Source organism: Thermoanaerobaculia bacterium (assembly GCA_018057705.1).
Classification (GTDB): domain Bacteria; phylum Acidobacteriota; class Thermoanaerobaculia; order Multivoradales; family JAGPDF01; genus JAGPDF01.
The window spans coordinates 39,903-57,163 of record JAGPDF010000025.1 but is presented as its reverse complement, the minus strand read 5'-3'; the positions used below and the strand labels follow the sequence as shown (position 1 = coordinate 57,163).

Here is a 17,261-nt window from a genome sequence, read left to right as displayed (position 1 = left end):
GCCTTGCCGCCCGCCGGCAGGCACGAGATCACCGCCCGGGCGACCGACGCGCGTGGCCGCAGCGCCGACTCGCCGGCGATCGCCATCACGCTGGACGCCGCCGCTCCCTGGGTCGACCTCGTGACGACGGCAGCCGGTCCGGCCGCGAGCCCGGAAGAGGAAAAGGCGTCGGACCGCCGCAAGCGGTCGCGCCGCCGCACGACCGAACCGCCGCCAGTCGCGGTATGCGATACCGGACTCGAAGTGATGGCGCCCGGGGCCGGCGGCGCGAACTGGCAGCCGGTTCCCTGCGCGGCTTTGGCGACCTCCGACGCTCCCGCGCTCCTGGCGCTCGATCCCGCCCGTCCCACGGTGAAGCTGCGCACGACGGGCAGCGCCGTGGCCCTGGGCGAGGACCCCGCCAATGTGGTCGGCGCGGGTCTCGCAGCGGTGAGCCTCGCGGCCTGGGATGTCGGCTGCGGCGCGACGCAGCTCGCGCTGCGGATCGCGCCCTCACCCTATCGGCCGGGCCGAATGGTGCTCGAAGCCGAAGTCGTCGACGGCGCCGGCAACCGTCGCACGCAGGCCTGGCACATCGCTCGCCGCTGAGCGCGAGGCCTCTTCTTCACTGTGGCCCTTCCGAGTCAATAGCCCTCCCCTTCGGCCGCAGCCTGCACCTTGCCGCGGTGAAAGCGGAAGAGGAAGGCGACGTAGGCGATGGCGAGCACCAGGCCGAAGGGCCACCAGTAGAGACCGGCGCGCAGGGACTGCGCTCCCGCTGCGGAGTTGAGCGCGGTCAGAGACAGCGCCGGGTCGGTCGACGACTTGAGCATGGTCGGAAAGATGGATGCCGCGGTCGCCGCCAGGATTCCGAGCAGGAAGGCTGCAGAGCCGAGGAACGCCATGAGATCGCGTCCACTGCGCCGCGCGGCGAAGCTGGCGACGATCCCGGCGACCGCGAGCGCGGTCGCGAGCCAGGCGAGCGGGCGGCCTGGAATACCGGCAAAGACTTCGGGAGCGACGCGCGCCGTCGCCACACTCGCCGCCAGCCAGAGGACGACCGTCGCCGGAAAGAGGCGTCCGGCCCAGGCGAGGCTGCGCTCTCGCACCGCTCCGTCGGTCTTCCAGGCGAGGAACAGGGCACCGTGATGCGCGAGCGCGACGAGCGCGAGGACTCCGGCAACGACGGTGTACCAGTCGAGGATGCCGAGCGCTCCGGTCGGCGAGAAGGAGTCGAAGAGCGGCAACGCGAACCACCCCTTGTCGGAAAGCGGCACGCCGCGCAGGAGATTTCCGAGCGCGGCGCCGAAAAGGACCGGCGCGAGGAGCGAGGCGAGGGCGAGAGTGCCGTCCCAGAAGCTCCGCCACATGCCGTCGGCGACGTGCGAACGGAACTCGATCGAGATCCCGCGGAGAATGAGCACCCAGAGCACCAGCATGATCGCGAGATAGAGGCCCGAGAGACCCGAGGCGAGCACCTTCGGGAAAGCGAGGAAGAGGACGCCTCCAGCCGCGAGCAGCCAGACCTCGTTGCCGTCCCAGAACGGACCGATCGCGGCCAGCACCTGTCGGCGCTCGCGGTCGGTCCTGGCCACGTCGAGGTAGAGAGCGCCGGCGCCGAAGTCGAAGCCGTCCATCACCACGTAGACCGCCACCATCACCGCGGCAATCCAGAACCAGAGCATTTCCATGGGAATCTCCTCAGTGCCCTGCCACTGGCGATGGCGGCGACGTCGGCGCGCCGAGCGGGCGCGGGCCATGGCCGACCTCGCGCAAGACGAGCAGCACGAACAGGATGCCGAGCACGAAATAGAGCCCGGCGAAGCCGAGGGTGGTGAAGAGAGTCGAGCCGCCATGCACCGTCGGCGAGCCGCCCTCGGCCGTGCGCAGAAGGCCATACACCAGCCAGGGCTGGCGTCCCATCTCGGCGGTCATCCATCCGGCGGTGTTGGCGATGAACGGAAAGGGAAAGGCGAGGGCGAGCATCCAGAGCAGCCAACGGCTGGTCGCGAGCTTCCGGCGCGCGAGCTGGAGCGCGGCCAAAGCCATCAGCGCAATGAACAGCGACCCCAGCCCGACCATGACGTGGAAGCCGTAGTAGAGCAGCTCGATGTTGGTCGGCCACTCGTCTTCGGGAAAGGAGTCGAGACCCTTGACGTTCGCCGAGAAGTCGCCGTAGGCGATGTAAGACAGGAGCGCGGGCAGCTGCAGCGGATTGTCCAGCCTGCGCTCCGCGACGTTCGGCTGGCCGATGACGGCGAGCGGCGCGCGCGGCCCGCTCTCGAAGCGACCCTCCATGCCGGCGAGTGCTGCCGGCTGATGCTCGGCAACGAGACGTCCCTGGAGGTGGCCGGTGGGCATGGCGACGAGAATCGCGGCGGCGAGACCAACGACCACTCCGGTCGCGAGCGAGACCCGGGCGGCATCGCGGTGCTCGCCGCGCAGCGTCCAGAAGGCGCCGAGCGCCGCCATCGCGAACGCGCCCGTGACCACGGCGCCCATCATCGTGTGGGCATACTGGGCGACCGCCCACGGGTTGAACAGGAAGACCGAGAGATCGACCAGGTGAAAGACGCCGTCGGGGCCGATCTCGTGACCCACCGGGTGCTGCATGAAGGCGTTGGTGGTGACGATGAAGTAGCCGGAGAGCCAGCTTCCGACCCAGAGCGCGACCGCGGCGAAGAAGTGCCGGCGCTCACCCAGCCGGCGTTCACCCCAGATGAGAAGCGCCAGAAAGCTCGACTCGAGGAAGAAAGCGAAGATCCCCTCCATGGCGAGCGTCTGACCGATCACTTCGCCCGTCAGGGCGGAGAAAGCCGCCCAGTTGGTGCCGAACTGGAACTCCATCGGAACGCCGGTCACGACGCCCATCGCGAACGACAGCCCGAAGATCCGGATCCAGAATCGCGCCGCGTCGTTCCACTCCGGCCGACCCGTGCGCAGACCGATCCCCTTGAGGACGACGATCAGCAGGGCAAGGCCCATCGTGAGCTGGGGAAAAATGTAGTGAAAGGTGATCGTGAATCCGAACTGCAAGCGGTGCCAGAAGAGCGGATCCGAAACGGCATCGGTCATGACAGGCCCACTCCCTCAAGGCCGCAGATTCGCGGTTTCGGGCTTCGCGAGAGGTCTTCGCTGGACATGGATTTCTAGGCTCCCCTGCTCACCCGCGCTGGCCGCAGAGTCTCGCGCCAGGAAGGTGCGGCATTCCTTCGATAAGAGTCACGAAACGGCGCGAAAGTTCCCGGTTCCGGTCCTCGCCCCCCCCCGCAGCTCAAGGTCGTGTGGTCGCGAGAACCCGGTCGCGCAAGCCCTCCGGAAGCGAGTCGCGACCGAGCGCGCCGCAAACCGAAGCGGACAGGGCGAGGGTCGCAAAAACGGTCTGACACCGCTCGCACATCGACGCGTCGGAATACGAGAAGTCCACACCATGATCGAAAGCCGCGAGACGTGCCCGCAGGAGGTCGAGGCAGATCTCCTGCGCCTGCGAGGCCGGGCCGGCTTGGCGCTGCGGCAGCCCCTGGGCAAGAACGGCGCGCAGTTTCAGGCGGGCGCGGTGGACGCGGGTCTTGACCGTGGCCTCCGGGAGGTCGAGGATCGCCGCGATCTCGGCGAGCCGAAGGCCGGCGATATCTGCCAGCAGAAGCGGGATCCGAAAAGCCTCCGGTAGCGCCGAGATTCCCCTCTCCACGAGCTCGCGCGCCTCGGTGCGCAGGCTGTCGCCTTCCGGACCTGCCTTCTGCCCGGAAAAATCCGGAACGGTCGCTCCCGGATGCGGCAGCAGCTCGTCGAACTCTTCGAGGTGCTGCGGTTCGCCGGCTCGGCGCCGTCGCATCCGTGAGCAGGCCCGATGTGCGATGGCATAGAGCCACGGTCGTGGATTCGCCAGATCCTTCAACTGATCGATGGCCCGGAAGGCGTTGAGGAAAGTGTCCTGCACGAGGTCGTCGGCGTCACGGTCGCCGCAGAGCCTGCGAGCCAGCGCGTGGACCCGCCCGCCCTCGCTCTCGAAAAGAGCGGCAACGGTCGCTGCCCCGGAGCTGTTTTCTGAGCCTGACCTCTCCATCCTGCATACTCTACTTCGCCGGCCACGAGTCAGCGCCAGGCGGAGCCAATCGGCGCCAATCAGAGCCAGGCGGAACCTTCTCGTCCGAATCCGGCTCTAGCCCATAGGAACAGCGCGGCATCGACGTGCGGCCTGTCCAAGACAACTCCGAAGCCAGCCTGGGAGGGTCGTCCAGATGCCCGAACTGCACAGCACCTATGCGCTCTCGATCCGATCGACCGGAGGGAAACAGGCGATCGCAAGCTCGCCGGATGGACTGCCGGACCTCGGGCTCGCTTCACCGCCGCAATTTGGCGGCCCCGGCGGACAATGGACGCCGGAACACCTCTACGTCGGCTCTGCGGCGGCCTGTTGGATGACGACGTTCCTCGCCGTCGCGGAGCTCTCCAAGCTCGAGTTCCTCGGACTCTCCGTCGCCGCCGAAGGGTTCCTCGAGAAGGGAGACGACCGCAAGTTCTCGATCGCCAGGATCGTCCTGCGTCCGCTCGTCACCGTCGCTCTCGAGGCGGACCGCGAAAAGGCGCTGCGGCTGATCCAGAAGGCCGAGGATGCCTGTCTCGTCGCGCGCTCGATGCGCACGACCGTCGAGCTCGAACCGCAGGTTACGGTGGCAGTAACGGCTTAGGAGAGGGCAGAGAGAACTCTCGGCAGGGCGTCGCGCAGCACGAAGATCGCCAGCAGAACCAGCGCGACGGCGAACGCCCGGCGGAGCGCGCGATCGTCGAAACGCCTGGAGAGATGGCGGCCGGCGAGGCTGCCCACCATGCCGACCAGAGCGATCGCGCCGAGAACCGGCCAGTCGAGCACCCGGAGCAGTTGCGGGCTGAGCATGAGGTGCCAGGCGAAGCCGGTGCCGGCGTTGGCCGCGATCACGGCCAGACTGGTGCCGGTCGCGAGATACATCGGTAGCCCGCCCAGCAGCGTGAGAGCCGGTACGATGGCGAATCCGCCACCCACTCCGACGTAGCCCGTCAGGCCTCCGACCAGAAACCCGTCCAGCACCAACTTGCCGGCGGAACGCTGGCCGGAGAGCGATGCGCTTGCCGCGAGAACCTCGGAAGGCGATGGGACGCGACGCAAGGCCATCGCCACGGCGGCCGCGATGAGGACCAGGCCGAAGAGCGCCAACTGAATCGTCCCCGACGAGCGCGTACCCAGCAGGGCCCCCAGCGAGCTGCCGAAGAAGCCGGCACCGCCGAAGAGCACCGCCGCGCGCCAGGCGATCGCGCCACGGCGCGCGGCGTCGATGGCCCCCGCCGCCGCGACGGCGCCCACGACGGCGAGCGAGCCGGCGATCGCCACTTTCTCCTCCTGCCCCAGGAGATAGATCAGCACCGGAACGGCGAGAATCGAGCCGCCCGATCCCAGGAAGCCGAGCGCCAACCCGATCGCGAGCGCGCCGAGAGCGGCTGCGATCAAGCGCTGCCCGAGCCGCCGCCGAAGCGCGCCACCGGCCTGCCGGAGGCGGTCCAGGCCATGAGGCCGCCCTCGAGGTGCCGGACGGAGACTCCGGCATGGGCCGCGATCCGGGCAGCGGCATTCGCCGACCGGCTGCCGGAACGGCAGTAGAGAACGAGCTCGCCAGCCTCTTCCGACAACTGCTCGACCGGCAGGGAAGAGAGCGGCGCCAGCCGCGAACCCGCGATGTACGCCAGCCAGTGCTCGACCTTCTCCCGCACGTCGACCAGCACGATCGTTTCACTCGCCAGCAGGCGTTCCAACTCCTCGGGCGAGAGTCCGACGACGCCCGGGCTCTTCATCTCAAGGCACCTCCGGAGCGGCAGCCGCCGGAAACACCTTCGGCAACGCTACGCGCACGCTGACCGCGCCACGCAGGTCGCCGGCGGAATAGCCGGTCGCGAGGTCGCCCGGATAGCGCTCTGCGAGGATCGCGGCGACGCCCGGAGCGAGCTCCGCGACCTTGCCATGGCAACTGAGGCATGGCGCCGCCAGCACGATCGGCCGCAGGTAGCGCAGCTCCGACCCGCCGTCCGGGCCGGCCGTCACCTGGGCGATCTCGGCCGGCGGACTCCCCTGCCGCGCCCCCGCCGCCAGCCGTTCGAGCGCTGCGCGCTCGAATTCGTCCGGCGCATCGGCAGGATTGCGATATTGCAGCGAAACCCGCCGCAGCGCGACCCCGTGGCGGGCGGCTTCCTCAAAGGTGGCCTCCTGGGCCTGCGCGGCGCAGGCTTCGACCGCCCCCTGCGGGCCGCCACGCGCCAGTTCCGCCGTGAGCAGAGTGCGCAGGCGGGCGCCGAGACCGTCGGCCGCCGTTCGGGCGACCGCCAGTTGCGCCTCCGGCACCGCCGGCAGTTCGCCGGAAGTGCCGGGCGCGACGCCGATCACGATCGCCACCCATACCGTCGGGAGAAGCCGTCGCCATCGCCCCGAACGGATCCTCCGCGAACCCTCAACCGGCATTGGCTGCGCCGCGGTCCTTGTGCATCGGGCAGGCCATCCCGGCGCCGGCCCAGCGCGGCTTGCCTTCGGCATCGCGCAGCTCGAAAGTGGCGTCGCCCTTGCTGATCGAGCGCGCCAGGAAGTCGGCCGGCGCGGCGTTCGAGGGCTTCGCGCCGATGACCCGGATCTCGTCCTGCGGCAGGAAGGCGGCGCCGATGTCGGCGAGGTACTGGCTCGGTCCGAGCGCGACCTCGATATCGCCGTCCGCCGTCGTGAGGCGCAGATGCAGGCCACCGCAGGCACAGGGCTGGGGGAGGAGCTCGGCGACCCGGCCGGCCACCGTCGTCTCGGCAGCGCGGTCGTAGGCCGGCGGTCCGCCAGCGTGACGACCCTGACAGTTGTGCTGCCCGGTCCCGGATCCGGCCCCGGCTCCGGGGCCGCCCTGCGCAAAAACGACAGACGAAGCGACGACGGCGGCGATGGCAAGGGTTGCAAACGGGATGCGTACTTTCATGGGAGCCTCCAGCACGATGGAGCGGCATCGCACCAGGCGATGCCGGGCACTACACCTGCGAAGAGACCCGGCTCGGGGAAAAGGTTCCCGCACTCGACGGCCCCCATCGTCCTGGGCCGGTCAGGCCCTTTCCCAGGCGGAAATGTCCTGAAAGCTCCCGAGGGCGAAAGGAAAGAAACCGCGGGGTTGGAGCTGCCGCGCCCAGTTCTCCCGCAGGTAGGCCTCGGAATGGAATGCCGACTGTTCGTTGAACGGTCCGACGCTCGGGCGGAAGAGGAAGCCGGTCCGCTCGAGAAGCTCGAGCTCCGGCGCGGTGACTCCGGGGCTGGTGCGGGCGATCTCCGGGGCGTGGGTCGTCGCGAGAAGGAGTCCGCCGGGGCGCAGGAGGCGGGTGAGCTCGGCCAGCCAGGCGTCCTGCATGGCCTCGTCCAGGTGAGTGAAGACGGAGATCGTGAAGATCAGGTCGTAACTGCCGCTCGCCAAAGCCGTCGGGGGCGCCGTGGGAATGACCTCGAATCGGCCGCCGAGATGGCGCGCCGCCCAGTCGATCTGCGAGCGGTCCACGTCGACGCCACTGTAGTCGATCCCGGCCTGGCGAGAGGCTTCGTTTCCGATCAGATGCCGCGCGACTCGGCCGCACCCGCAACCGAAGTCGAGCCAGCGACGGTCGCCCTCGGCAGGCCGCCCCAGTTGCGCGTAGACCTTCATCAGGTCGGCGGCGCAGAGCGCTCCGACGTGCAGGAACTCGGCGCGCGAGCTGTTGGGCCCGACACGATGCCGGAGCCGGGCCGGGGGCAGCGGCAGACCGGGCGCGGGGAAAAGGCGCTCCCGCAGGTCGGGGACGAGGTCCCGCCGCCGGTGTCCCAGGTCGGCGACGGTGCGGCGCAAAGCCGCCCGCATCGGCCCGGGAACGATCCGCCGGACGAAAGCGCGCAGCCGTGGGCAGCAGTCGGCACTCCGCCGATTCAATTCACCGATCCGGGAACGGCGAGCGTGAACGGAGCGATTTCAGCCGGGAAGGTCTCGCCGGTGTCGACGAGACGCATCTCGTAGTGCCCTTCCATGGCGCCCACCGCAGTCTTGAGCGGGCAGAAGCTCGTGTACTCGAAGGTCTCACCGGGGGCGAGCACCGGAGTCTCTCCGACCACTCCTGGGCCCTCGACCGTCTGCACCTCGCCGTCGGAGTCGGTGATGATCCAGACCCGCGAGAGCAGCTGCGCCGTCGCCTCACCGAGATTCGAGATCCTCACATGGTAGGAAAAGAAGAAATAACTCTCGAAAGGCGAGCTCCGTTCGGGCTCGTATTCGCTCTCGACCTCGATGCGGATGCCGCGTGTCGTCGTATCGCTCACGGATTCTCCTGACAAACGAGGATAAACTCCCCTCTTGGGTTCGAGCAAACCGTCCCTGCCCGGGACCTGCGCCATCCGAGCCATCCGAGCCTTCCGAGCCATCTGAGCCTCCAGAGCCATGCCCGTCTCCGCCGATGCCTTCCGCGACGCCCTGCGTCACTTTCCCGCCGGAGTCACGCTCGTGACCCTGAAGTCGGGCGGGGAGATCCATGGCCTGACGGTCTCGGCCTTCGTCTCCGTGTCGCCGGACCCGCCGCTCATCGCGGTCATCATCGACCACAAGCATCGCGCCCACCAGTTCCTCGAGATCCCGGGAGCGGTGTTCGCGGTGAACATCCTCTCCGCTTCCGACCAGGCGCTCTCCGATCGTTTCGCCTGGGGGAAGGACTCGGAGCGCTTCGCGGCCGGTCGCTGGACCACCGCCGTGACCGGCGCGCCGGTGCTCGCAGACGCCGTCGCCTGGCTCGACTGCACGATCGACTCGCGCCACGCGGCCGGCACCCACACGATCTACATCGGCGCCGTTCAGGCGAGCGCGGTGCCCCGACCGGACGGAGCGCCGCTCCTCTACTGGAATCGCGACTACCGCCGCCTCGCACTCGGCGACCGTTGAGCGCCGTCCGAGACCGGGCCGGGACCTGACTGGAGTGAAGATGCGCTGGATAGCCACCTGCGGCCGCGGGCTCGAGGAGCTCCTCGAGCGCGAGCTGGGCGAGCTCGGAGTCGAGGTCCGTTCCCGGGAGACCGGCGGCGTCGCCTTCGACGGATCGTTCGCCGACGGCCTGCGGGCGAACTGGCGGTTGCGCACCGCGAACCGGGTCCTCGTCGAGCTCGCGAGCTGGCCCGCGGCAGACAACGACCAGCTCTATACCGGAGCCAGGGAGCTCGTCGAATCCGCTCCGGACGCCTTTCTGAAGCGCGACGGCGGGGCGACGTTGCCGCTCGCCGAGCTCTTCTCGCCCGATCGCACCTTCTCCATCCAGGCGACGTCCTCGCATTCGCAGATCCGCGACACGCGCTGGATCGCAATGAAGGCGAAGGACGGCATCGTCGATGCGCAGCGCGAGCGTTTCCAGGCGCGTTCCGACATCGAGCGCTCGAGCCCGGACGTCGCGCTGCGGCTGCGGCTCTTTCGCGACCGCGCGACGCTCCTCCTCGACACCTCGGGCGAGCCGCTCGACCGCCGCGGCTACCGCGTCAGCTCGACCGCGGCGCCGCTGCGCGAGCAGCTCGCTGCGGCGGCGCTCCTCGCCTCCGGCTGGAACGGGCACGGTCCGGTCGTCGACCTCATGTGCGGCTCGGGGACGTTTCTCGCCGAAGCGGGCGCCATCGCCCTCGGTCTGGCGCCGAACCGCCTGCGCAATCTCTGGGCCTTCGAGCGCTTGCCCGGCTTCGACCGCGAGCTCTGGCGGGGGATCCGCGAGGAGCCGATCCGGGCGCCCGACCCGGAAGTCCGGATGATCGGCGTCGATCTGGCGCGCGAGGCGATCGTCGCCTCGCAGCGCAACCTCGCCGCGGCTGGCCTCCTCGGGCAGACCGATCTCATCGAAGGTGACGCCTTCGCCTTCGACCCTCCGGCCGGTCCGGGCCTGGTGGTCGCGAATCCGCCGCACGGCGAGCGGCTGGTCGATTCGCCGGAGCTCTGGAAGGAGCTCGGCGACACCCTGAAGCAGAAATACCGCGGCTGGAAGGCGGTCATCTTCGCCGGCGGCGCGACGCAGGGCAAGCTCCTGGGCCTGAAACCCACGCGCCGCATCCCGGTCTGGAACGGACCGCTCGAAGCCCGCGTGCTGGTATTGGACCTGTGGTGAAAGGCTTCGCGAGCGGCGATCTCGAAGGGCTCGGCGATCTCCTGATCGACGCCGCGGCGCATCCCGAGATCGCCGACTGGTTCGCGGTCTGGGACACGATCCTCCCTCGGGGCCTCGCTGGAGAGCGGCGCGAGCCGCTCTTCGCCTCGCGCTTCGGCACGCTCTTCTACGCCCGCCAGGACGGCACCTGCTGCATGCTCGACGTCTTCTTCGGCGACGTGCAGGAGCTCGCGCCCGACAGCGCGACGCTCGCCGGGTTCGCCGCCAATCCCGCCTGGCAGGAGACCTACCTCCTGGCCGCCTCGGTGCGGGCTCTGCACGCCGCCGGTGTCGTCGCCCGCGGCACCGAGTGTTACGCCATCGCGCCCCATCCGGCGGTCGGCGGCCCCGATCCCTGGGCCGAAGACCGCCTCGATCCGGCCGCGATCATGGTCCTCGAAGGCGGCCCCTGGCAGGCGCTCTGCGTCGACTTCCTTCGCCGCGCCCGGCAGGCGAGCGGCGCGGGCGAGGTTGAGCACAACTGAAATCAGCGGCAGGCCCGGCCGCGCAAGAGGCTAGAATCGAGCCACGATGACTCTGACTGCCGACTTGCTCACCGCCGCCGTCGCGCTGCTGCACGTCTACTTCCTGGTTCTCGAGATGTTCCTGTGGGAGAGTCCAGCGGGCCGGCGCGCTTTCGGACTCTCGGCGGAGATGGCGAAGGCGACGCGGATGCTCGCCGCCAACCAGGGGCTCTACAACGGATTCCTCGCCGCCGGCCTCGGCTGGGCGCTCTGGCGCGGCGAGGCCGGCTTCGAGATGCGCGTCTTCTTCCTCGCCTGCGTCATGGTCGCTGGCGCGTTCGGCGCGGCGACGGCCAGCCGGAAGATCCTCTGGATCCAGGCCCTGCCGGCGGCGCTCGCTCTGGCCACGAGCCTGCTGGCTCGCGGCTAGCCCGGGCTCCCTCCGCGACGCGAAAAGCGCACACAATGAAAACAAGCACAGGCGTCGCTCTCGGGCTCGCTGCCGCTTTCGGACTTCTGTCTGCGCTTCACGTCGCCTGGGCGCTCGGCGGCAAGCTCGCGAGCGGCTCAGTGATCCCGGTCGTGGACGGAACGCCTGCCTTGCGGCCGTCGGCGGGCACCACCCTCGCCGTCGCGGGACTGCTCGCCGCCGCAGCGCTCGTCGTGCTGGTGCGCGCCGGAGTTCTCCTGCCCTCCTTCCCGCCCCGGCTCGCGACTTTCGCAACCATCGTCCTGGGAGCGATCCTGGTGCTCCGCGCCGTCGGTGACTTTCGCCTCGTCGGCTTCGGGAAGACGGTGCGCGGAACAGCTTTCGCGTATTGGGATTCCGTGCTCTATTCGCCGATCGCTCTCGTGCTCGGCCTCTCGGCGCTCTGGCTCGCCAGCACCGCGCGTCCGAAGTGATTCGAGGCTCCTTCACCCATGATCCGACTCACCGATCTCGCTCTTCCTCTGGGGCACTCGACCGCCGAGCTCGAGGCGGCGATTCGGCACCGTCTCGGTCTCGGCAGCGGAGATCTCACCGGCTACTCGATCTTCAAGCGCAGCCTGGACGCGCGACAGCGCCGCGGCATCCGGCTGGTCCATACCGTCGACCTCGAGAGCCCGCGCGAGTCCGAGCTGCTGCGGCGCTTCGCCGACGACCCGCATGTCGGCCCGACGCCCGATTCCACCTACCGCTTCGTGGCGCAGGCGCCGCCCGGCTTCGTGGGTCCACGGCCGGTGGTCGTCGGAGCCGGGCCCTGCGGCCTGTTTGCCGCGCTGACGCTCGCGCAGATGGGCTTTCGGCCGATCGTCCTAGAGCGCGGCAAAAGGGTCCGCGAGCGCACTGTCGACACCTTCGGCTTCTGGCGCAAGGGGATCCTCGATCCGGAGTCGAACGTGCAGTTCGGCGAAGGTGGCGCCGGGACCTTCTCCGACGGCAAGCTCTACAGCCAGGTGCGCGATCCCCGCCATCTCGGGCGCAAGGTCCTGACCGAGTTCGTGGCGGCCGGTGCGCCGGAGGAGATTCTCTGGATCCACCGGCCGCACATCGGCACTTTCAAGCTCGTGAAGGTGGTCGAGAGCCTGCGCGCGAGGATCGAAGGCCTCGGCGGAGAGATCCGGTTCCAGAGCCGCGTCGAGCGCCTCCATCTCGAGGACGGTCGCATCCGCGGCGTGCAGCTCGCCGGCGGCGAGCAGATTCGCACCGACCAGGTCGTGCTTGCGGTCGGCCACAGCGCGCGCGACACCTTCAGGACGCTGCTCGACCAGGGCGTCACCATCGAACCCAAAGCCTTCTCGATCGGCTTCCGAATCGAGCATCCCCAGGCCATCATCGACGCCTGCCGGTATCGCGCCGAGGCCGGAAACCCGTTGCTGGGCGCCGCCGACTACAAGCTCGTGCACCACTGCACGAACGGTCGCACCGTCTACAGCTTCTGCATGTGCCCGGGCGGCACGGTGGTCGCGGCGGCGTCGGAGCCGGGACGGGTGGTGACCAACGGCATGAGTCAGTACGACCGCAGCGAGAGGAATGCCAACGCCGGAATCGTGGTCGGCATCACACCGGCCGACTTTCCCGCTGGCCCCCTCGCCGGGATCGAGTTCCAGCGACTCTGGGAGCAGCGCGCGTTCGAAGCCGGCGGTTCGGACTACGACGCTCCTGCGCAGCGCGTCGGCGACTTTCTCGCCGGGCACCCCTCGACGGCTCTCGGCAGCGTCCTGCCCTCGTACACTCCGGGAGTGAAGCCCGCCGATCTCTCGACCTGCCTCCCGGACTGGGCGATCACCGCGATCCGCGAGGCGATTCCGGCCTTCGATCGCAAGATCCCCGGATTTGCGATGCCCGATGCCCTGCTGACCGGCGTCGAAACCCGCACCTCGTCACCGATCTCGATCCGCCGCGACGCCCTGAGCTTGCAGAGCATCAGCACTCCCGGCCTCTACCCCGCCGGCGAAGGCGCCGGTTACGCCGGCGGCATCCTCTCCGCGGCGATCGACGGCATCCAGGTCGCCGAAGCCGTCGCCCTGGCCTGCCTCGGTTCCACGGCCGGCGCTCACCCCTGATGTGTCCCGGGATCGAAGCCCCGAGCCCGCGCGCGCGCCGCCTCGAACACCGCGCTGGCCGAAGTTTCGAACGATATGTGGCGATCGGCGACAGCTCGACCGAAGGCCTCGACGATCCGTCCGGCGACGGCAGTTTCCGGGGCTGGGCGAACCGGCTGGCCGAGCATCTCGCGCGCGTCCAGGCCGGCCAGGGAGGCCTTCTCTACGCCAACCTCGGCGTGCGCGGCAGAAAGACGCGCGAGATCCGCGACCAGCAACTGGCCTGCGCACTCGCCATGCGCCCCGACCTCGTCACCCTCTTCTCCGGCACCAACGACGTGGTGTCTCGGAGCTTCGATCTGCCCGCGGTCGCCGCCGACCTCGAGGAGATGATGGCGGCGGTGCGCGCGACCGGCGCCGCCCTCCTCACCTTCACCATGCCCGACCTCGTGCCGGTGATGCCGATGGCACGCCGACTCGCGCCGCGCCTCGCGGCGCTCAACGCGGCGATTCGCGCCGCCGCCGCGCGGACCGATACGTTGCTGGTCGATTTCGCCGTTCACCCCGTCGCCTCCGATCCGCGCCTCTGGAGCCCAGATCGGCTGCACGCCAATGCCCTCGGGCACGCGCGCATCGCTGCGGCGCTCGCGCATGCGCTCGGGATCCCGGACGCCGACGAGGATTGGCGCCTGCCGCTGCCGCCGGCCGCGCCGCGCTCTGCGGCGCGCCGCCTGCGTGACGAGCTCGTCTGGGGCAGGGACTATCTCCTTCCCTGGCTGCTCCGGCACTCGCTCGGCCGGTCGTCCGGCGATCGGCGCCAGCCGAAGCGCCCCGTGCTCGCCCCGGTCGAGGTGAGGGCGAGCGGCGAGGTCACGGCATGAGCCGCACCCCGACGCTGCTCGGCCTGCCCTACGACGCGAGCTCGTCGTTCTTGCGCGGACCGGCGGCCGCCCCACAGCTCATCCGGAAGCAGCTCTGGTCGGAGGCGACGAATCCGTGGAGCGAAGCGCTGATCGACATCTCCGTAGCGGGAGCGCTGGCCGACGCCGGCGATCTCGAGCTGCCGCCCGACAGCACCGGAGCGCGCGAACGCATCCAAGCCGGCGTCGCCGCGGTTTACGCGGCCGGCGGCAGGGCGATCGCTCTCGGCGGCGACCACTCGGTGTCTTTTCCCGTGCTGCGCGCCGTCGGACCGCGCTTCCCGGAGCTCACGCTGGTCCACGTCGACGCCCATCCCGATCTCAACGACATCTTCGAAGGGGATCGCTTCTCGCATGCCTGCCCCTTCGCGCGCATCCTCGAGGAGGGTCTCGTCGCGCGACTGGTCCAGATCGGCATTCGCACGATGAGCGGCCACCAGCGTGCCCAGGCCGACCGATTCGGGGTCGAGGTGATCGACATGCGCGCCTGGGAGGAGGGCCGGCGCCCTGCTCTTGGAGGGCCGGTCTACCTCTCTCTCGACCTCGACGGGATCGACCCCGCCTTCGCCCCCGGAGTGTCGCACCAGGAGCCGGGGGGACTTACGGTGCGCGACGTGATCTCGCTGATTCAGCGTCTTCCCGGTCCGATCGTCGGCGCCGATGTCGTCGAGTACAACCCGCTCTGCGATGTCGGCGGGACGACCGCCCGGGTCGCGGCGAAGCTGGTGAAGGAGATCGTCGGCCGGATGCTCGCCACGGGGGCCGCCGCGCCGGATCGCTAGCGGCCGTACACTAGGCGCGCCATGGATCCGCTCCCCGCATTCGCACGGCGCCGCGTTTCGAAGATGATCCGTTGGCTTCAGCTGCTGGCGATCCTGGCGATCCTGGCGATACCGGCGACGACGCCGGGGATCCTCGCGGCGCTCTCGACGCCGGGGATCCTCGATCCCCTGCCGACGCCGCACTCCCCGCCCCTGTTTCCGGGGGTGCAGTCGGTCCTCTGGGTCGCCGCCCATCCCGACGACGAGGTTCTGGTCGCGCCAGCAATCGCCAAGCTCTGCCGCCTCGAGCGGCTCGCCTGCCACTTCCTCGTGTTGACGCGCGGCGAAGCCGGGGTCTGCCTGCGGCCGGAGGGTTGCCTGCCGGATCTCGCCACGGTGCGCACCCAGGAGATGCAGCAGGCGGCGGCCCTCTTCGGCGCCGAGCTCACCCTGTGGACACTGCCGGACGGCGGCGGACTCGCCGGGTGGGACGCAGCTTCGGGCGGCCACGGGGCGCTCGTCACGCGGCTCGAAGGCTTCCTGCGCGGCTTGGCTCCCGACCTCATCCTGACCTTCGATCCCCGGCACGGCGCCACCTGCCACGGCGACCACCGGGCGGCGGGCGAACTGCTCCTCGCGGCGCGTGACCGCCTGGACCCGATGCCGGCGACTTTCCTGCTCGAGACCCTTGTCGAGGTCACCGCGGCGCCGCCCTTCATCCGCTACTCCCCAGCGGCGGGCGCGCGCGCCGGCACGTTCGGCTATACGGCGACACCGGACATCGCCGGAGTTCCGGGCACCTGGAGCTACTCGGTCGCCGCCGCCCGCCTGCATCGCAGCCAGTTCTCGGCGGCGACCGTGCGGGCGCTCGCCCGCCGGCCCGGCGTCGAGCGCGTCGTCTATCTGGCCCCGGCGGAACCGGTTCTCGCGGACGACAACGTCGCGACCTGTCCGTAGGTCGCGTCGAGACGGGAAAGCGCGCCGGCGCTACTCTTCCGGCAGGACGTCGGGCCACCACTCGTTCGGCACGCTGAGTGACCAGGGGCAGGTCGCCTGCAGTCCGAGATCCTCGAACATCGGCGAGGCGGCGCGCAGGGGGATGCCGACGGCTGCCCGCCCTCCGCAGCGGAAGTTGTGGCCACCGACGGCGAGCGCGATGTGCAGCAGGAGCGCCGCGGTCGCCGTCGCCGCGAGCGCACGCCGGGCAGCGAGGGCGTGGACGGGAGCGTCGAGCTTGCGCCCGAGCCAGAAGACGACCGGCAGGACGGCCGCCTGGAAGAGCGGCACCGCTTGCCAGCTCTGCGGCGTCGTCGGCGCCGCCGCGAAGACCACCACCGCCGACACGAAGCACCAGAAGGCGTAGTCCTCGACGAAACGGCGCGGATCGGGATGGAGCGGCCGGGCGAATGCCGCGCGCGCGCCGGCGGCGAAGCGGCGGCGGAAGAAGTCGATGTTCGCCATCAGCACGGCGAACATCGACGCCGCTCCGGCGACGCCGACGAACCCCTTCGCGAGCGGCGCCAGCAGGCGGTCCGCGCCGGCGCCGAGCAGCGCGCTGAAGTCGAAGATGGCACTCTGCTTGTTGATCAGCAGCGAGGGGTAGCGCAGCCAGTAGGAGAGCCCCTTGATCCACGGCTGGAACCAGATCAGGCCGCGGAAGGGGAAGCCTTCGCCGGCGGCGACGATCGCCGGCTCCGCGGCCGCCGCCTGCCACCAGGGAACGAGCAGGAGGACGGTGACGAAGACACCGGCCGAAACTCCGCCCCAGTGCACGTGCACGGCGCCGCGCCGCCAGAGCAGGAGCGAGGCGACGATGAGCAGCAGCATCGCCGGATGCAGCTGCGCACCCACCCCGAGCGCCAGGATGTGCAGGAAGGAGGCGCCGAAGCGGGCCCGCTCGCGCTGATCGAAGCCCGTGGCGAAGTGCAGCGCACCGGCGAAATAGAGGAAGTTCGGATTCCAGAGATAGGCCGACGCCTCGAGGCGCCAGGGATTGAGCCAATAGACGACGGCGAATGCGGCGCGCTCCCAGGGCGTGAATACCGTACGCAGCCGCCGGTCGAGCATCACCCAGGCCGCGAGATGGAGGATCCAGAGGAGGACCACCGGCGCACGGTGATGCGACCAGACGTAGAGCGGCGCGGCGACGGTGAGGGTGGTCGCGATCCCCGGTCCGTCGCCGCCCGAGGAAAGTGGATTTCCATACGGAATGAGCTCGCCGCGCTCGGCGAGCAGCCAGCCGCGCGCCAGCAGATTGAGCTGGTCGCCGCCGGCCTGCGACCGCGCGACCATGACGATGGAGACGAGCAGGCCCAGGACCACCGCGAGGCGTCGCAGCAGATCGGGCGAGAGAGCCTTCCGTAGGGGCATGGGGCGTCGGTCGGCGGGTGGAGGCGTCGCGTCAGGCGTCTCGCGAAGCGATCGGGGAT

At 69.9% G+C, this 17,261-nt stretch carries 21 protein-coding genes; 11 read left to right on the top strand and 10 right to left on the bottom strand.

What is annotated here, in order from left to right:
- On the top strand, positions 1 to 588 hold a 588-nt coding region (locus KBI44_10265), incomplete at its 5' end, for a hypothetical protein (GenBank protein ID MBP9144857.1).
- A 35-nt stretch (positions 589 to 623) separates the two neighbouring features.
- On the opposite strand, the gene cydB is transcribed toward KBI44_10265, so the two are convergent.
- The 3 genes from cydB to KBI44_10250 form a co-directional block, all read right to left on the bottom strand.
- Positions 624 to 1,670, bottom strand: coding sequence for a cytochrome d ubiquinol oxidase subunit II (cydB, locus tag KBI44_10260; protein MBP9144856.1), 1,047 nt, complete (start codon positions 1,668 to 1,670; stop codon positions 624 to 626).
- A gap of 10 nt (positions 1,671 to 1,680) precedes the next feature.
- Entirely contained in the window at positions 1,681 to 3,054 is a 1,374-nt protein-coding gene (locus tag KBI44_10255; protein MBP9144855.1) for a cytochrome ubiquinol oxidase subunit I, read from the bottom strand.
- A 199-nt stretch (positions 3,055 to 3,253) separates the two neighbouring features.
- On the bottom strand, positions 3,254 to 4,045 hold the full coding sequence (locus KBI44_10250; protein MBP9144854.1) for an RNA polymerase sigma factor: 792 nt from the start codon (positions 4,043 to 4,045) through the stop codon (positions 3,254 to 3,256).
- A gap of 175 nt (positions 4,046 to 4,220) precedes the next feature.
- Here KBI44_10250 and KBI44_10245 point away from each other — a divergent pair, with 175 nt between their 5' ends.
- Complete coding sequence (locus KBI44_10245) at positions 4,221 to 4,670, top strand: OsmC family protein (GenBank protein ID MBP9144853.1); 450 nt, start codon at positions 4,221 to 4,223, stop codon at positions 4,668 to 4,670.
- On the opposite strand, the gene KBI44_10240 is transcribed toward KBI44_10245, so the two are convergent.
- The 6 genes from KBI44_10240 to apaG all read right to left on the bottom strand — a co-directional run bounded on the left by KBI44_10240 (position 4,667) and on the right by apaG (position 8,311).
- A complete protein-coding gene (locus KBI44_10240) occupies positions 4,667 to 5,464 on the bottom strand; it encodes a sulfite exporter TauE/SafE family protein (GenBank protein MBP9144852.1) in 798 nt (265 codons plus the stop codon). The genes KBI44_10245 and KBI44_10240 overlap by 4 nt on opposite strands.
- The gene (locus tag KBI44_10235) at positions 5,461 to 5,805 is read right to left on the bottom strand and encodes a rhodanese-like domain-containing protein (protein ID MBP9144851.1); all 345 of its coding nucleotides are present in this window, start codon (positions 5,803 to 5,805) and stop codon (positions 5,461 to 5,463) included. The genes KBI44_10240 and KBI44_10235 overlap by 4 nt, the downstream gene beginning before the upstream one ends.
- A gap of 1 nt (position 5,806) precedes the next feature.
- Positions 5,807 to 6,400, bottom strand: a complete 594-nt coding sequence (locus tag KBI44_10230; GenBank protein ID MBP9144850.1) for a DUF3365 domain-containing protein — start codon at positions 6,398 to 6,400, stop codon at positions 5,807 to 5,809.
- A 55-nt stretch (positions 6,401 to 6,455) separates the two neighbouring features.
- The gene (locus KBI44_10225) at positions 6,456 to 6,959 is read right to left on the bottom strand and encodes a hypothetical protein (GenBank protein MBP9144849.1); all 504 of its coding nucleotides are present in this window, start codon (positions 6,957 to 6,959) and stop codon (positions 6,456 to 6,458) included.
- Positions 6,960 to 7,079: 120 nt separating this feature from the next.
- Positions 7,080 to 7,928 carry a class I SAM-dependent methyltransferase gene (locus KBI44_10220; protein MBP9144848.1) on the bottom strand — a complete coding sequence of 283 codons (849 nt, stop codon included), beginning with the start codon at positions 7,926 to 7,928 and terminating at the stop codon, positions 7,080 to 7,082.
- Positions 7,925 to 8,311 carry a Co2+/Mg2+ efflux protein ApaG gene (apaG, locus tag KBI44_10215; GenBank protein MBP9144847.1) on the bottom strand — a complete coding sequence of 129 codons (387 nt, stop codon included), beginning with the start codon at positions 8,309 to 8,311 and terminating at the stop codon, positions 7,925 to 7,927. The genes KBI44_10220 and apaG overlap by 4 nt, the downstream gene beginning before the upstream one ends.
- Before the next feature lie 118 nt (positions 8,312 to 8,429).
- Here apaG and KBI44_10210 point away from each other — a divergent pair, with 118 nt between their 5' ends.
- The 9 genes from KBI44_10210 (at position 8,430) to KBI44_10170 (ending at position 15,789) form a co-directional block, all read left to right on the top strand.
- The gene (locus tag KBI44_10210) at positions 8,430 to 8,924 is read left to right on the top strand and encodes a flavin reductase family protein (GenBank protein MBP9144846.1); all 495 of its coding nucleotides are present in this window, start codon (positions 8,430 to 8,432) and stop codon (positions 8,922 to 8,924) included.
- A gap of 40 nt (positions 8,925 to 8,964) precedes the next feature.
- The gene (locus KBI44_10205; protein MBP9144845.1) at positions 8,965 to 10,122 is read left to right on the top strand and encodes an RNA methyltransferase; all 1,158 of its coding nucleotides are present in this window, start codon (positions 8,965 to 8,967) and stop codon (positions 10,120 to 10,122) included.
- Positions 10,119 to 10,646, top strand: coding sequence for a hypothetical protein (locus KBI44_10200; protein MBP9144844.1), 528 nt, complete (start codon positions 10,119 to 10,121; stop codon positions 10,644 to 10,646). Before KBI44_10205 ends, KBI44_10200 begins: the two co-directional genes overlap by 4 nt.
- 46 nt (positions 10,647 to 10,692) lie before the next feature.
- Positions 10,693 to 11,055, top strand: a complete 363-nt coding sequence (locus KBI44_10195) for a DUF1304 domain-containing protein (protein MBP9144843.1) — start codon at positions 10,693 to 10,695, stop codon at positions 11,053 to 11,055.
- 35 nt (positions 11,056 to 11,090) lie between these two features.
- Positions 11,091 to 11,528 carry a DUF3995 domain-containing protein gene (locus tag KBI44_10190; GenBank protein MBP9144842.1) on the top strand — a complete coding sequence of 146 codons (438 nt, stop codon included), beginning with the start codon at positions 11,091 to 11,093 and terminating at the stop codon, positions 11,526 to 11,528.
- Between the two features lie 18 nt (positions 11,529 to 11,546).
- Positions 11,547 to 13,172, top strand: a complete 1,626-nt coding sequence (locus KBI44_10185; protein ID MBP9144841.1) for an NAD(P)/FAD-dependent oxidoreductase — start codon at positions 11,547 to 11,549, stop codon at positions 13,170 to 13,172.
- A complete protein-coding gene (locus KBI44_10180) occupies positions 13,172 to 14,032 on the top strand; it encodes an SGNH/GDSL hydrolase family protein (protein ID MBP9144840.1) in 861 nt (286 codons plus the stop codon). Before KBI44_10185 ends, KBI44_10180 begins: the two co-directional genes overlap by 1 nt.
- Positions 14,029 to 14,853: an agmatinase gene (gene speB, locus KBI44_10175; protein MBP9144839.1), complete on the top strand. Its 825-nt coding sequence runs from the start codon at positions 14,029 to 14,031 to the stop codon at positions 14,851 to 14,853. The genes KBI44_10180 and speB overlap by 4 nt, the downstream gene beginning before the upstream one ends.
- 63 nt (positions 14,854 to 14,916) lie before the next feature.
- Complete coding sequence (locus tag KBI44_10170) at positions 14,917 to 15,789, top strand: PIG-L family deacetylase (protein ID MBP9144838.1); 873 nt, start codon at positions 14,917 to 14,919, stop codon at positions 15,787 to 15,789.
- Between the two features lie 30 nt (positions 15,790 to 15,819).
- Here the strand turns inward: KBI44_10170 and KBI44_10165 are convergent, their stop codons facing one another.
- Positions 15,820 to 17,202: a hypothetical protein gene (locus KBI44_10165; protein MBP9144837.1), complete on the bottom strand. Its 1,383-nt coding sequence runs from the start codon at positions 17,200 to 17,202 to the stop codon at positions 15,820 to 15,822.
- Between the last annotated feature and the right edge of the window lie 59 nt (positions 17,203 to 17,261).

Coding starts and splice junctions, on each gene's coding strand:
- cydB (MBP9144856.1), bottom strand. CDS start 1,670: ATGGAAATGCTCTGGTTCTGGATTGCCGCGGTGATGGTGGCGGTCTAC.
- KBI44_10255 (MBP9144855.1), bottom strand. CDS start 3,054: ATGACCGATGCCGTTTCGGATCCGCTCTTCTGGCACCGCTTGCAGTTC.
- KBI44_10250 (MBP9144854.1), bottom strand. CDS start 4,045: ATGGAGAGGTCAGGCTCAGAAAACAGCTCCGGGGCAGCGACCGTTGCC.
- KBI44_10245 (MBP9144853.1), top strand. CDS start 4,221: ATGCCCGAACTGCACAGCACCTATGCGCTCTCGATCCGATCGACCGGA.
- KBI44_10235 (MBP9144851.1), bottom strand. CDS start 5,805: ATGAAGAGCCCGGGCGTCGTCGGACTCTCGCCCGAGGAGTTGGAACGC.
- KBI44_10225 (MBP9144849.1), bottom strand. CDS start 6,959: ATGAAAGTACGCATCCCGTTTGCAACCCTTGCCATCGCCGCCGTCGTC.
- KBI44_10210 (MBP9144846.1), top strand. CDS start 8,430: ATGCCCGTCTCCGCCGATGCCTTCCGCGACGCCCTGCGTCACTTTCCC.
- KBI44_10205 (MBP9144845.1), top strand. CDS start 8,965: ATGCGCTGGATAGCCACCTGCGGCCGCGGGCTCGAGGAGCTCCTCGAG.
- KBI44_10195 (MBP9144843.1), top strand. CDS start 10,693: ATGACTCTGACTGCCGACTTGCTCACCGCCGCCGTCGCGCTGCTGCAC.
- KBI44_10190 (MBP9144842.1), top strand. CDS start 11,091: ATGAAAACAAGCACAGGCGTCGCTCTCGGGCTCGCTGCCGCTTTCGGA.
- KBI44_10185 (MBP9144841.1), top strand. CDS start 11,547: ATGATCCGACTCACCGATCTCGCTCTTCCTCTGGGGCACTCGACCGCC.
- KBI44_10180 (MBP9144840.1), top strand. CDS start 13,172: ATGTGTCCCGGGATCGAAGCCCCGAGCCCGCGCGCGCGCCGCCTCGAA.
- speB (MBP9144839.1), top strand. CDS start 14,029: ATGAGCCGCACCCCGACGCTGCTCGGCCTGCCCTACGACGCGAGCTCG.
- KBI44_10170 (MBP9144838.1), top strand. CDS start 14,917: ATGATCCGTTGGCTTCAGCTGCTGGCGATCCTGGCGATCCTGGCGATA.
- KBI44_10165 (MBP9144837.1), bottom strand. CDS start 17,202: ATGCCCCTACGGAAGGCTCTCTCGCCCGATCTGCTGCGACGCCTCGCG.